A 13,978-nucleotide genomic window follows, 5' to 3' on the forward strand; every position below is an offset into this window, starting at 1 on the left:
TTCTGGGTTGAGGGCGATTTTCTGACGAATCGGTCGATAAGAATCTCAATTCTTTCGATAGGATCAAGGAATGGCGACCTCCGGCATCCACCTCACGACCCTCGGCCACCGCATCCGTCACCACCGGCTGGAGAACGGCTACACCCTCGATGAGCTCGGCGCCCTGGTCGGCGTCGCCGGCTCCCAGCTGAGCCTCATCGAGAACGGCAAGCGCGAGCCGAAGCTCTCCCTGCTGCAGGCGATCGCGCAGGCCACCCGCACCGAGGTCACCGACCTCATCTCGGGAGAGCCGCCGAACCGCCGCGCCGCCCTGGAGATCGAGCTCGAGCGCGCGCAGGAGAGCCCGGTTTTCCGCCAGCTGGGCATCGCACCCGTCCGCGTCACGAAGGGCATGAGCGACGAGACGATCGAGTCGCTGCTGGGACTGCACCGCGAGCTGCAGCGCCGCGAGCGCGAGGCCATCGCCACCCCCGAGGAGGCCCGCCGAGCGAACACCGAGCTGCGCCTGCGCATGCGCGCCCAGCACAACTACCTCGCCGACATCGAGAAGCTCGCCGAGAAGCATCTGCGGGCCGCAGGGCACGTGCAGGGCGCGCTCACCCACCGCACGGTGAGCATCATGGCCGAGAAGCTCGGGTTCGAGCTCATCTACGTGACCGATCTCCCCCACTCGACGAGGTCGGTCACCGACCTCGAGAACGGACGGATCTACCTGCCCCCGGCGTCCATCCCCGGCGGTCACGGCCTGCGGTCGATGGCTCTGCAGGCGATGGCCCACCGACTGCTCGGCCACACGCCCCCCACCGACTACGCGGACTTCCTGCAGCAGCGCCTGGAGATCAACTACTTCGCGGCATGCTGCCTCATGCCGGAGACGGCATCCGTCGCCTTCCTGCAGCAGGCGAAGAAGGACCGCAACCTCGCGGTCGAGGACTTCCGCGACGCGTTCGGCGTCACGCACGAGGCGGCGGGCATGCGGATGACGAACCTGCTCACGCAGCACCTGGGGATGCCGCTGCACTTCCTGCGCGTCGCGGCGAACGGCGCGATCACCCGCGTCTACGAGAACGACGACCTGCCGCTGCCCATGGACGTCACCGGCGCCGTCGAGGGGCAGCGCGTGTGCCGCAAGTTCCAGGCGCGCGGTGCGTTCACGCAGCAGAACCGCACCACGGAGCACCACCAGTACACCGACACCCCCTCCGGGACGTTCTGGTGCTCCACGCAGACCGGCTCAGCGACCGACGGCGAGTTCTCGGTGACGGTCGGCGTGCCGTTCGACGACGCGCGCTGGTGGCGCGGACGTGAGACCGCAGACCGCGCCGTCTCGACCTGCCCCGACGAGGCGTGCTGCCGCCGGCCCCCGTCCGACCTCGCTGAGCGCTGGAGCGGCAAGGCGTGGCCGAGCGCCCGCGTGCACACGCACATGTTCTCGCCGCTCCCCCGCGGCGCCTTCCCCGGTGTCGACGACAACGAGGTCTACAACTTCCTCGGGCGGCACGCCGACGAGTGAGGTGCGTCGCGCTGCCGTTCCGGAGTCACGCTACTGAACCCCGAAGACGCTGCTCTCCCCCAGCTCGCGCTGCTCATCCCTGAAGACCTCGCGCTGCTCATCCCTGAAGACGCTGCTGCGACTTCTACCGCGTGAGCAGCGAACGGCAGCGCGAACCCCGGCGCACGACGACGCGACAGACCGACGGCACGTCGCGGAACGGACCCGGGCGCGAACCGGCGAAGAGGTCAACGGGCGACGAAGTCGCCGTACCGGGTGAGCGCCGCGTCGACGGCATCCGGGTCCAGCGCGGCGTCGAAGGGCTCGGCGATCGGCGCATCGCGGTGCCGCCCCACGGCGGCGGAGTGGGTCCATGCTCCGGCGATGCGCCCGCCCGCGAGCAGGCTCGCCCTCACCATCCCGTTCTTGCCTGGGCCGATGCGGGCCATGGCGTCGGCATCGGCGACAGGGGTGCGGTCGGCGTAGGAGATGTAGTACTCGTCGAACATCGGCAGTGCACGAAGCTCAGCGTCATCGATGCCGCGACCACGGCGCGGCCGCACGGCGGAGACGAAGAGCCCCTCCTCGACCTCGGTGACGCGATGCCGGGCGCGTTCGACCGCTTCGCGGGCCGCGCCGAGGGTCAGCCCCGACCACCACGCGAAGTCCGCGGCGCCCGCGGGGCCGTGGCCGTCGATGTAGCGCACGAAGAACTCCGCCAGCGGGTCGTCCGGCGCGACGGCATCGGGCAGGTGCTCATCGGCCAGCACGAACAGCTGCTCACGCCCGACCGCTCCGTCGCGCGCGACGACCGGCCCCTGCACGAGGACGCCGTCGACGCACAGCGCGCCGATGATGTGCACCCCGCGCTGCGCCGACGGGTCGATGCCCAGCGCCGCGATGTCGTCGAGCAGCTGCGCCCGCGTTCTGCCGCCGTCGGCGAGGCGCTCTCGAAGCGCCCCTCCGACGCGGGCGAGCATCTCCCCGTCGATGCCGAGTTCCCGGTGCCTGCCCGCGACCTGCTTGCGCTGCCGCTCGCCGGTGACCGAGAGCACCCAGCGCAGGTCGGCGGCGGGGATGATGTGCAGCGTTCCCCGCATCGTCCACGACCGCACGAGCTCGCCGCGCGCGAAGGCCCTGTCGACCGCGGAGAGCGAGGGAGCCCCGCTCGTGCGGATGCCGAGAGCCCACCGACCGGCGAGGAACTCCTGACCCTGCACCGCGAGCATATGCGAGGCGGCATCCGTCACGGTGCGCGCGGGCGCGGTGAGCCTGTGGGAGCGGAGCCGTTCGGACAGCAGGGCGCTGGGCGTCATGCCCCCATACTGCCGTGCGGCGCCGACATCCGCCCGCTCAGCCCTCGAGCGTCACCGTGCGGCGCGCCGGCAGCACGACAGGGTGCGACCCCGCCATCGTCTCCAGCACGCGGATCACCTGGCAGGAGTACCCGAACTCGTTGTCGTACCAGACGTAGAGGATCAGCGTGTCCTCGTCGGCGATCGTGGCGAGGCCGTCGACGATCCCGGCGCGGTGCGAGCCCACGAAGTCGGTCGAGACCACCTCTGGCGACTCCACGTAGTCGATCTGCTGGCGCAGGCGCGAGTGCAGGGAGACGCGTCGGAGGTAGTCGTTGACCTGGTCCTTCGTGGCGGGGCGCGCGATCGTGAGGTGGAGCACCGCGAGCGACACGTCGGGGGTGGGAACGCGGATGGAGCTGCCCGTGAGCTTGCCCTCCAGCTGCGGCAGCGCCTTGGCGACGGCCTTCGCGGCCCCGGTCTCCGTGATGACCATGTTGAGCACGGCGGAGCGGCCTCGGCGGTCGCCCTTGTGGAAGTTGTCGATGAGGTTCTGATCGTTCGTGAACGAGTGGACCGTCTCGACGTGCCCCTTGACCACGCCGTAGGCCTCGTCGATCGCGGCGAGCACCGGCGTGATCGCGTTGGTGGTGCAGGATGCGGCGGACAGGATGCGGTCTGCCTCGTCGATGACGCCGTCGTTGATGCCGTGCACGATGTTCTTGAGCGGGCTCTTCCCCGGTGCGGTGAGCAGCACGCGTGCGACGCCCGTGGAGTTCAGGTGCTGCGAGAGACCGGCCTCGTCGCGCCAGCGTCCGGTGTTGTCGACGACGATCGCGTCGTGGATGCCGTACGCCGTGTAGTCGATGGCGCCGGGGTCGTCGGAGTAGATCACCTGGATGCGGGTGCCGTTGGCGATGATCTGCTCGGCCTCCTCGTCCACCGTGACGGAGCCGGCGAAGCGCCCGTGCACCGAGTCGTGCAGGAGCAGCGAGGCGCGCTTGACGAGGTCGTTCTCCGAACCGCGGCGCACGACGATGGCGCGCAGGCGGAGCCCGCTGCCGCCGCCGGTGTGGGCGATGAGGATGCGGGCGAGCAGGCGCCCGATGCGGCCGAAGCCGTACAGCACGACATCGGTGGGCTCTGCGGCGACGGCGCCGACCGCGGGGGCGAGCACCTCTTCGAGGTAGGCGCTGAGCTCTTGGCCGCTGTCCGCGTGCCCCTCGGCGAGACGGGCGACGTCGAGGGAGGAGGCGCCGGGGGTCAGCGCGTGCACGGCCTCCAGCACGGCGAGCGTGTCGTCGAGGGAGAGCGGGGCGTGGCCGAGCCGCTCGACGCGGTCGTGCACCTCGACGATGCCCGTGGCCGAGAGCCCGAGCAGGCGGTGCCCGTGCAGAGACGTGATCACGTCGTGCTCGCGCTTGAGCGCGCCGATGAGGGGGATCATCCGCTCGGCGAGTTCTTCTCGGGCGGTCCAGTCGTCGCGCTGTGCGTCGGTCATCTGCATCCTTGCATCTGTGTGGGCGCGCCGAGGGGTCGCCGGCGCGCGGAATTGCCGGGTGAGCTTCGGGGGTGATACCAGGGTACGCGCCGCCGACACGCCCTCGCGAATCCTCTCGCGCTGCGGAATCTTTTCGTCTACGCTGGTGGAATAATGAGTACGACAGTCGCCGGCGACGACGCCGATCTGATCATCCGCGGTGGACGCATCCGCACCTTCGACGCCGCGGGCACGACGGCATCCGCCCTGGCCGTCCGCGGGGGACGCATCGTCGCGCTCGACGCGGATGCCGAGGCCCTGCGAGCCTCCTCGACCGTCGAGCTCGACGGCCGCACCGTCGTCCCCGGCATCAACGACGCCCACCTGCACGCCGCCTGGCTGGGAGCCCGCTGGCCGCACCTCTTCTTCTCCGACACGCCGCCGGAGCATCAGCCGTCCGGCGCCCTCGTGTCGACCGCCGCCGAGCGCCGCGCCGCCCTGCGGCACGCGTGGAGCCTGCTCGCCGAACTCGGCATCACGAGCTACACCGAGCCGGGCATCGGCCCCGGCGAGGACGACGGCGAGACCGGATGCTTCGGCTCCGACATGCTCGACGCCTACGTCGCCCTGCACCGCGAGGGCGCGCAGACCTCACGGGTCACCCTGCTGCGGCTCTTCGGCACGATCGACGGCGAGAGCACGCTCGCGGACTTCGAACGCGGCATCCGCTCCCCCGCGCCGGAGACCGACGCGCGATGGCTCTCGATCCCCGGCGTCAAGATCTTCGCCGACGGCATCCCCCCGATGGCCACCGCGTGGGTGTGCGAACCCTACGCCGACGGATCGACGGGCCACCTCCTCACCCGCGGCGACGATCCGCTCGCGGCCTTCCGCCGCATGATCGAGCTCGCGGCGGGCGACGGCCTGCAAGTCGCCGTGCATGCCACGGGCGACCGGTCGATCGAGGAGTTCCTGCGCGTCCTCGAAGCGCTGCCCGCCCCGCCGAAGGCACCGCACTACGTCGTGCACGGCGACCTCGCGACGCACGATCAGATCGCGCGTCTGCGCGCCGTGGGCGCTGGCTTCGCCGTGCAGCCGATGATCGCCGCGCACACGCACGCCTGGGCGGGAGCGCAGCTGGGCCCCGAGCGTCTGGCCGCGGCGTGGCCGCTCGCCGAGATGCTGTCGTCGGGCGTGCTCACGACGATCACCAGCGACGCGCCCATCGCCTCCCCCGACTGGCGCCTCGGCCTCGACGCCGCGCTCGATCTGCTCGGCTCGGACGACATCGCGACCCGCACGGCGCTGCTGCGCCGGATGACGACGGATGCCGCGCGCCAGGACGGCGCCGCCGAGTGGAAGGGCTCACTCGAACCGGGGAAGGTCGCCGACCTCACCGTCCTCGACGAGGATCCCCTCGAGCCCGGCCGCGCCTTCGCGTCGATCGGAGTCGCCAGGACCATCGTCGAAGGACGCACGGTCTTCGCGCGCGACTGAGGTCGTGCGCACCTCCCCACGGCTGAGCGCGCGCCCCTCACCGCGTTTCGACTCGCTCCGCTCGCTCAACGAGCCGCGAAAGCGACCGACGAATCCCGCAGAGACGCACACCGAGAAACCCCGCGACTGAAGTCGCGCGCCCCTCACCGCGTTTCGACTCGCTCCGCTCGCTCAACGACCCGCGAAAGGAGACCCGGTCGTTGAGCGAGGTGCGCAGCGACGAGACGACGCGCCAGCGACGACGACACCCGCCCCAGGAAAACGGCGGGCGACACGCTCTCGCGTGCCGCCCGCCTCTCTGATCCCCCTCGGACCAGCTCAGCTCCCCTCTCGGGGAAGACTCACACCGCGGTGGCGACGAGCACGCGCGGGCTGGCGGGGAGCGCGATCTTCTCGCGCACCTGCCATCCGGCATCCGCCAGCCATCCGCGCACCTCGGACTCGGGGTACACGACCGTGCCGTCGATCACGAGGTACTCGCCCGCGTGCAGTGCGTCGATGCCCCGCTGCTCGTCGTCGTCGTCGAGGAAGAAGTCCAGCACCGTCAGCGTCGCCCCCGTCCGCGCGGCGGCACGCAGGTTGCGGAAGATCTGCGCGTTCTCCTCGGCGCTGAAGCGGTGGATCACGTGGTTCGCGAACACGGCGTCGTACTCGCCCTGCGGCGTCGCCGTCGCCGTGTCGCCGACCTCGACCACGGCCCGGTCGGCGACCCCTGCCTCTTCGATCGCCTCGGCGATGCCGCCCTCGAATCCGGGAGCGTAGACGAACGTCGTGTGGAGCTCGGGGTTCTGCGCCATGACCGCGAGTGCGAAGCCGGCGGAGAGGCCGCCGAAGTCGAGGGCCTTCGCGGCTCCGGCGAGGTCGACCAGACGGCCGAACTCCTGCGCGTGCAGGGCGTTGTAGGTCATCACGCCGGCCATGAACGTCGCCCAGCGCGCATCGTCCATCTGCAGGTCGCCCGGCTCGGTCGTGTCGACCGTGTGCGAGAACTGCAGCCAGTGCGGGTAGCTGATCTCGCCGAGGAACGTGAGGAAGGGCGCCAGGTCGATCGCCGAGTCCGCCCCGGTGAGGTAGGCCGCGGCATCCGGCTCCACGCGGTAGACCCCGTCGGCGCGCGTGAGCAGCCCCTTCGCGGCCATCGCATCCGCGAGGATGCGGGCGATGCGCTCGCTCACGCCGCAGCGCTCTGCGATCGCGGAGACCGTGTCGGCGCCGTCAGCGACGGCGGCGAAGAGTCCGATCCGGCTCGCCTCGAAGAGCTGCTTCGAGGCCATGTAGCCCGTCGCGATGTCCAGGATCCGTGCGGCGTCGGGGGTGTTCGTCATGGTGAGTGCCTTTCGTGAGGATGCGCAGGATGCGCTCGGGAGCAATGGAATGTCTACAGTTGTAGGAATTTGAGGATCGGGAAAGCCCCGAACGCGATCCGCACGCGTCAGTCCGCGAGGAAGTCGCGCACGGCGGCGCGGAACTCCGGCGCATGCAGTGCGGCGAGATGGTCACCGGGCACCCGGACCGCACCGGCATCCGGCAGCAGCGCGGCGAGGTCGTCGATGCCCGCGGCCATACCGTCCTCGGCGCCGCCGATCAGCAGGACGGACTGCGTCGGGCCCCCGCTCGCGGGGGTGAACGGCTCGGCGGCCAGCCCCTCGATCAGATCGAGCAGCTCACCGGCGCGATTGCCGGGGAGGGAGACCATGTGCAGGATCATCCCCGTCAGCGGATCCGCCGGAGACGCTCCCCCGTCGAGGGCCGAACGCGCGGCCGCGAGATCCACCGAGGCGAAGGGCTCTCCAGCGGCGAGTCCGCCGAGCACGAGCCGTCGGACCCGCACGGACGGATGCCGCGCGAGATCCCATGCCAGCCGTGCCCCGAGCGAGTAGCCGACGAGATCGACCTCCTCCTCGCCCACCGCGGACGCGATGGCGTCGAGCACCCGCGACGTCGGCGCCGTCCCCGACGCCGGGCTGGAGCCGTGCGCCGGCAGATCGACGACGAGGGCCGGTCGGTCGCCGAGCACGCCCTGCCACTCGGCATCCGGCCAGTCCAGGGCTCCGGACGACGCGAGGCCGTGCAGGAACACCACAGGGCGACCTGAGCCGGGACGGCGGTGAACGGAAAGGGTAGGAGTCACGGCGCGCCGTCCTCTCGGATCAGGCGCGTCGCCGCCGTCGGAGCGGCGTTCGCTCCGACTAGCGCAACCGCGCCAGGAACTGGTCGATGTAGGCCTGGTAGTCGGCGACCCGGTCGCCGTCGGGGTACATGAGGTTGATGACGGTCGCGCCGACGGCGACGGAGATGTACTCGTTCGCCGCGGCCGTGTAGTCCTGCTCCCGGATCGCCCCCTCGTCGCGCGCCGCCTCCATGCGGGCGATCAACGAGGTGCGCCAGTTCGCGAGGTGGCTGCGGTACAGCTCCGCCAGCGACTCGTTCGACATCGCGTACTCCCACAGCGCGAGCAGCACCCGACCGGCCGCGATCTGCTCCGCATCCCGAGGGATCGTCGCCTCCAGCCACCCGCGCAGAGCATCCTCCGCCGACGCCGACTCCGCGGTGTCCGCGGCGACGCCCTCGGCCATCTGCTGCAGGATCGTCTCGAACGTCGCCGCGACGATGCTCTCCTTGCCGGGGAAGTAGTGCTTCAGCGCCCCGTTCGCGAAGCCCGCCTCCGCGGCGATGCTGCGCATGGTGGCAGCCTCGAAGCCCCCCTTGAGGATGATGCTCTTCGCCACCTCGACGATGTCCCGCCGACGCTGGTCGTGATCGATGATCTTCGGCATGGCGTCCTTTCAGCCTGGTGCTACCGTACAGCCGCATCGCGCACCTCCCGGAGAGCCAGCCATCGGGCACGCCGTTCGCGCTGCGCGGCGGGGTCGGCGACCGGCGACGCCAGCCGCAGACGCTCGGAGTACGGATGCTGCGGGTGACGCGTGACCTGCTCGCCCTCGCCGATCTCCACGAGCTCGCCGCGGTACATCACGGCGACGCGGTGGCAGACGCGACGCACCACGCCGAGGTCGTGCGACACGAAGAGGTAGGCGACGCCCGTGTCGCGCTGCAGTTCGATGAACAGGTCGAGGATCGTCGCCTGGGTGGTGAGGTCGAGCGCGCTCACCGGCTCATCGCACACGATCAGCCGCGGGCCGCGCACGAGCGCCCTGGCGATCGCGACGCGCTGCCGCTGCCCCCCGGAGAACTCGCTCGGGTAGCGTTCCATCGCGGTGCTCGGCAGCCGCACGCGGTCGAGCATCTCGCGCACCTTCGCCGCCGCCCCGTTCGCGCCGATCCCGGTCGTGAGCAACGGCTCGGCGAGGATGTCGCCGATCGTCATGGCCGGGTTGAGCGAGCCGTACGGGTCCTGGAAGACGACCTGGATGTCGTCGGCCAGCGCGCGGCGACCGCGCCCTCCGAGTCCGCCGATCTCGCGGCCGTCGAAGCAGATGCTCCCCGAGGTCACCGGGGCCAGACCCAGGATCGCCTTCCCGAGCGTGGACTTGCCCGATCCGGACTCCCCCACCAGCCCCAGGCACTCCCCCGGAGCGATGTCGAGGGACACGCCGTGCAGGGCGCGGAAGGCGCTGCGCCCTCGGCCGTACTCGACGACGAGATCGTTCACTTCCAGCAGAGCGCTCATGCGGACACCTCCGTGGATCCGAATTTCGGATGGATGCAGGAATCTCGGACGATCTCGGCCGGATTCTCCGAGAAACGCGCGAGCGCCCGACTTTCGGAGGAGGGATGCTGCGGAGTCATGCGGACACCTCCGTGGTGCGTGCGGCGTCGAGCGCCGCGCGCCCCTCCGCGTCGTCGAGGGATGCGGCGATCAGCTCCCGCGTGTACTCCTCGGCCGGATGCGCGAACAGGTCGTCGACCTGACCGGACTCGACGATGTCCCCTCCGCGCATCACGATCACCCGATCGCAGATGTCGGCGACGACACCGAAGTTGTGGGTCACGATCAGCAGCGCCATGCCGTACTCGGCCTGCAGTTCGCGCAGCAGCTCGAGCACCTCGGCCTGCACCGTCACGTCGAGCGCGGTGGTCGGCTCGTCGGCCACGAGGAGCGAGGGCTTGCCCGCGATCGCGCCGGCGATGAGCACGCGCTGCGCCATGCCGCCGGAGACCTGATGCGGATAGCTGCGCATGACCCGGTCGGGATCGGTGAGGCCGACCCTGATGAGCATGGCCCTGGCCCGCTCCTTCGCCGCCGCCCTGCTCAGGCCGTGGGTGCGGCGCAGCGGCTCGACGAGCTGGTGGCCGATCGTGTACGAGGGATCGAGGTTGCTCATCGGCTCCTGCGGCACGTAGCCGATCTCGCGGCCGAGCAGCGCCTGACGTTGTTTCGCCGTCGCATGGCTGACGTCCTCGCCGCCGATCCAGATCGCATCGGCCTCCGCCCGACCGGTCGACGGCAGCAGGTCCAGCACGGAGAACACCGTCTGCGACTTGCCCGAGCCGGACTCGCCGACGATCCCGACGACCTCGCCGGGGGCGACGTCGAGCGTCACACCGTGCACGACCTCGGTCTCGCCGGTCGGCGTCGCGTGCACGACGCGCAGGTTCTCGACGCGCAGCGCGGAGTCGGCCGCCTGGTGACGTGCGGTTCCGGTGGCCGGCGTGGAAGGGCGCGCCGCGGCATCCGCTCTGCGCCTCGCCACCCGGGGGGTGCGGACCTGCACGAGCTCGGCGAGCGTCGATCCCATGATCGCGAGCACCGCGATCGTCACGCCGAGCGCCGTCGACGGCCACAGCAGCATGAGCGGATAGGTGAGCATGAGACGGAAGCCCTCGAGCATCATGGCTCCCCAGCTGGGGACGTTCGAGTCGCCGATGCCGAGGAACTGCAGGCCGGCCTGCATGCCCATCGCGATGCCCGCGGTCAGGGCGGTCTGGATGATGACGGGCGGGTACACGGCCTTGATCGCGTGACGGAAGATGATGCGCCCGTCGGAGAGGCCGGAGACTCTGGCCGCGTCGATGTAGGTCTCCCCGCGCACGGCGAGGGTCTGCGACCGCGAGATGCGGAAGTAGCCGGGCACCATGAAGACGCCGACCGTCGCCATCAGGACCTCGAAGTTGTTGCGGCTGCCCGCGGCCACGACGAGGAGGATGATCATGCCGGGGATCGACTGCAGCGCATCGCTGATCCACGTCGCCACCCGGTCGAGCACGCCGCCGAAGTAGCCGGCGGCGACGCCCGACGGCACGCCGATCACGAGGGCGACGACGATCGTGATGAGCGCGCCCCAGATCGTGGTGCGGGTTCCGTAGATCAGCCGGCTCAGGATGTCGCGGCCGGTGGAGTCCCCGCCGAGCAGGTGCTCCGGCCCAGGGGGCGCCTTGGCCGCGGCGAGGTCGACGAGGTTCGGGTCCATCGGCGCGAGCAGCGGCGCGAACACTCCGACGAGCACGATGAGGAGGAAGATCGCGAGCGGGATGTAGCCGCCCGGATGCCTCAGGAAGCGGCGGAACAGACTCGACCGGCGCTTCTGGGCGGCGCGGTCGAACGCCACGCGGATGTCGGTCGTTGTCATGCGACGCGCACCTTCGGGTTGATCCAGCCGAGCACGAGGTCGAGCAGGAGGTTGATCAGGATGACGAACACGATCGAGATGACCGTGATGCCGAGGAGCATCGGGATGTCGCCGTTCTGCGAGGACTGGTTGGTGAGCTGACCGAGTCCGGGAAGGCTGAAGATCTGCTCGACGACGATCGCCCCCGAGAGCAGGCCGACGAACATGAGCGCGATGACGGTGAGCGCCGACGGAGAGGCGTTGCGCAGGATGTGCAGGTTCACCCGCGCCGGGGAGAGTCCGCGGCTGCGGAGCGTGCGCACCCAGTCCTGGCGGGTCTGGGCGATCACCGCGTTGCGCAGCTGCTCGGACACCGCGACGATGCCGCCGAGGGCGAGCGAGATCGCGGGGAGCGTGATGGACCGCAGCCACCCGTCGACCGATTGGGTCGGCGTCACGTAGCCCACGGCGGGGAACCACTTCAGCTGCACGGCGAACCACATCACCAGCACGAGGCTGATCCAGAATCCGGGGAGGGCGAAGAGGACGACCGAGACGCCCTTGATGACGCGGTCGAACCAGGTGCCAGGGCGGAGACCCGTGATCATGCCGAACACGACGCCGACGACCGCGGTGATCAGGGTCGCGAAGGTCACGACGGACAGGGTCACCGGGACCTTGATGGCCAGCTGCGCGCCGACCGGCTGGAAGTTGCGCCAGGAGGTGCCGAAGTCGAGCAGCACCGCGTGCGACAGCCAGTCCCAGAACTGCACGAGCAGGGGCCGGTCCAGGCCGATCTTCTGCGCCAGCGCCTCCTGCTGCGCCGGGCTCGCCGTGGTGCCGAGCAGAGCCGCGGTGGGATCGCTGATCGCCAGGTGGGCGAGGAAGAACGTGCCGATCGACACCGCGACCAGCAGCAGGATGCCTGACAGCACGCGCTTCGCCGTGAACAGGAGCATGGGGACCTCTCGGGGGTCGGAGGGGGATCGATCGGCATCCGGTCGTTGAGCGACGAGCGCAGCGAGGAGACGAAACGCTGCTCGCCCTCGATCGCTCAACGACCGGACATGAGGGCGTCAGCCCTTGGTGATGTACCGCAGCGTCGGGAACATCATCCCGACGACCGGCTGGAGCGTGATGCCGGGGGCGCTGTAGTACGTGTTGTTCGCCTGGTACCAGACCGACCACCACGCCTGGTCGACCAGGCCCTTGTTCAGCTCCTTGACCGCGGCGGTCTGGGCGTCGCCGCGCTCCGTCTGCACCTTCTCCACGAGGGGCGCGAGCACCTCGTTGTCGGCGTAGTCCGGTGCGGGGTTGAACCACTGCACGCTGGTCACCTGGCGGGCCACGGTGGCGAGCTGGTTGCCGTCCATCGCGAGGAACGAGATGAACATCGGGTAGTTCGGGGCGTTCAGCTGGTAATCCGGCATCTGCATGTTGTCCCACGTGACCTTCACGCCGAGCTCGGTGAGCGCCTGCTCCGCCGCGGGCTTCCATTGCTCGAAGATCGGCGACATCGGCATCGAGATCGAGAAGCCGTCGGGGTAGCCCGCGTCGGCGAGGAGAGCCTTCGCCTTGTCCATGTTGTACGCGTAGGTGTCGTTGAGCGCGGGGTCGTTGATGTCTCCGCCGTCGGGGAACACCTGATTCGTCGCGACCCCGGCACCGCTGCCGACGGCTCCGAGGATCGCGGCGCCGTCGAACGCGTAGTTGAGCGCCTGTCGGACCTCGAGCTTGCCGAGGGGCTCGCTCTTGGCGCCGGTGTGATCGGTGATCACGAGGCCGGCCCAGCCGGACACGCGGGATGCCGTGTTCCAGCCCTGCTCGTCGGCCTGCGCCTGGTTCGCGACGTCGCCGTACTGCACGTTGATCTGACCGCTCAGCATCGCGTTGTGACGAGCGGTGGCGTCCATGATCGGGAAGATCGCGAGCTCGGAGAACGGGTAGGACTTGGCGTCCCAGTGGTCGGCCACCTTCGTGAAGTGGTACTCGGCCCCGGCGACGCTCGTCGTGCTGTCGAGCGTGTACGGCCCCGATCCGACGGGCTCCTTGCCCAGCGTGCCGGCGTCGATCGCGGAAGGCGATGCGACGTAGCTCCGCCCGAGCCCCATGAAGTAGAGGATCGTGTCGTCGCGCTGGGTGAGGTTGATCGTGAGGGTGTCGTCGTCGACCTTCTCGAAGGAGGCGACGTTGACGTAGGCCTCCCCCGATCTCGCGCCCGCCTTGAGGTAGTCGAGGCTCTTGATGACGGCATCCACGTCCACCGGGGTGCCGTCGCTGAACGTCGCGTCCGTGCGGATGTCGAGGTCGATGCTCATGTCGTCGTCGGCGACGGTCCAATCGGTGGCGAGCGACGGGATCGGGTTCCCGTCGGCGTCGAGGGCGATGAGGGCGTCGTAGACGGCGGACAGGTAGGGGCCGTCGAAGCCGATGTCGGCCAGCGACGGATCCCACGAGGTGACATCGAGGAAGTTCCCGATGTTCAGCGCGTCTGGTCCGGCGGCGCCGCTGTCGCCGGACGGTGCGGGTGCGGTTCCGCCGCTGCAGCTGGTGAGCGCGAGGGTCGCGGCCACAGCCGCGGCGAGCGCGAGGGGCATTCGTTTCATGGTTCCTTCTCTCGGGTGCAGGGAGTGGTGAAGAAGGTACGAAGGGCCTCTGGCCGGGGAGCCGGATCCGACGCCACTTCGATGTGTCGTGCTGGTTA

General features: G+C 70.1%; 11 protein-coding genes. 2 read left to right on the forward strand and 9 right to left on the reverse strand.

Translation table 11 applies throughout. The annotated features are described in order from the left end of the window. Nucleotides 1–70: 70 nt before the first annotated feature. A complete protein-coding gene (locus tag ACFVRO_RS15365) occupies nucleotides 71–1,513 on the forward strand; it encodes an XRE family transcriptional regulator (RefSeq protein ID WP_105676123.1) in 1,443 nt (480 codons plus the stop codon). A gap of 227 nt (nucleotides 1,514–1,740) precedes the next feature. Here the strand turns inward: ACFVRO_RS15365 and ACFVRO_RS15370 are convergent, their stop codons facing one another. Beyond that, the gene (locus ACFVRO_RS15370) at nucleotides 1,741–2,808 is read right to left on the reverse strand and encodes a winged helix DNA-binding domain-containing protein (RefSeq protein WP_386953812.1); all 1,068 of its coding nucleotides are present in this window, start codon (nucleotides 2,806–2,808) and stop codon (nucleotides 1,741–1,743) included. Between the two features lie 37 nt (nucleotides 2,809–2,845). Beyond that, nucleotides 2,846–4,294, reverse strand: coding sequence for a glyceraldehyde-3-phosphate dehydrogenase (locus tag ACFVRO_RS15375; protein WP_386953815.1), 1,449 nt, complete (start codon nucleotides 4,292–4,294; stop codon nucleotides 2,846–2,848). A gap of 147 nt (nucleotides 4,295–4,441) precedes the next feature. Here ACFVRO_RS15375 and ACFVRO_RS15380 point away from each other — a divergent pair, with 147 nt between their 5' ends. Further along, nucleotides 4,442–5,764 (forward strand): amidohydrolase, encoded by a 1,323-nt coding sequence (locus ACFVRO_RS15380; RefSeq protein WP_386953818.1) that lies wholly within the window; start codon nucleotides 4,442–4,444, stop codon nucleotides 5,762–5,764. Nucleotides 5,765–6,105: 341 nt separating this feature from the next. On the opposite strand, the gene ACFVRO_RS15385 is transcribed toward ACFVRO_RS15380, so the two are convergent. From ACFVRO_RS15385 to ACFVRO_RS15415, 7 genes are all read right to left on the reverse strand, one after another. After that, the gene (locus ACFVRO_RS15385; RefSeq protein WP_386953821.1) at nucleotides 6,106–7,089 is read right to left on the reverse strand and encodes a methyltransferase dimerization domain-containing protein; all 984 of its coding nucleotides are present in this window, start codon (nucleotides 7,087–7,089) and stop codon (nucleotides 6,106–6,108) included. Between the two features lie 107 nt (nucleotides 7,090–7,196). Beyond that, nucleotides 7,197–7,847 carry an alpha/beta fold hydrolase gene (locus tag ACFVRO_RS15390; protein WP_386953823.1) on the reverse strand — a complete coding sequence of 217 codons (651 nt, stop codon included), beginning with the start codon at nucleotides 7,845–7,847 and terminating at the stop codon, nucleotides 7,197–7,199. A 106-nt stretch (nucleotides 7,848–7,953) separates the two neighbouring features. Continuing rightward, nucleotides 7,954–8,541, reverse strand: coding sequence for a TetR/AcrR family transcriptional regulator (locus ACFVRO_RS15395; RefSeq protein ID WP_105676111.1), 588 nt, complete (start codon nucleotides 8,539–8,541; stop codon nucleotides 7,954–7,956). Nucleotides 8,542–8,561: 20 nt separating this feature from the next. Then, entirely contained in the window at nucleotides 8,562–9,395 is an 834-nt protein-coding gene (locus ACFVRO_RS15400) for an ATP-binding cassette domain-containing protein (RefSeq protein WP_386953825.1), read from the reverse strand. A 115-nt stretch (nucleotides 9,396–9,510) separates the two neighbouring features. Further along, nucleotides 9,511–11,295 carry a dipeptide/oligopeptide/nickel ABC transporter permease/ATP-binding protein gene (locus ACFVRO_RS15405; RefSeq protein WP_386953828.1) on the reverse strand — a complete coding sequence of 595 codons (1,785 nt, stop codon included), beginning with the start codon at nucleotides 11,293–11,295 and terminating at the stop codon, nucleotides 9,511–9,513. After that, nucleotides 11,292–12,233, reverse strand: coding sequence for an ABC transporter permease (locus tag ACFVRO_RS15410; protein ID WP_105676105.1), 942 nt, complete (start codon nucleotides 12,231–12,233; stop codon nucleotides 11,292–11,294). Before ACFVRO_RS15410 ends, ACFVRO_RS15405 begins: the two co-directional genes overlap by 4 nt. 117 nt (nucleotides 12,234–12,350) lie before the next feature. Beyond that, nucleotides 12,351–13,880, reverse strand: coding sequence for an ABC transporter substrate-binding protein (locus ACFVRO_RS15415; RefSeq protein WP_386953831.1), 1,530 nt, complete (start codon nucleotides 13,878–13,880; stop codon nucleotides 12,351–12,353). Between the last annotated feature and the right edge of the window lie 98 nt (nucleotides 13,881–13,978).

The sequence above is a fragment of the Microbacterium sp. NPDC057944 genome, from assembly GCF_042887445.1.
In the GTDB taxonomy this organism is placed as follows: Bacteria; Actinomycetota; Actinomycetes; order Actinomycetales; family Microbacteriaceae; genus Microbacterium; species Microbacterium natoriense.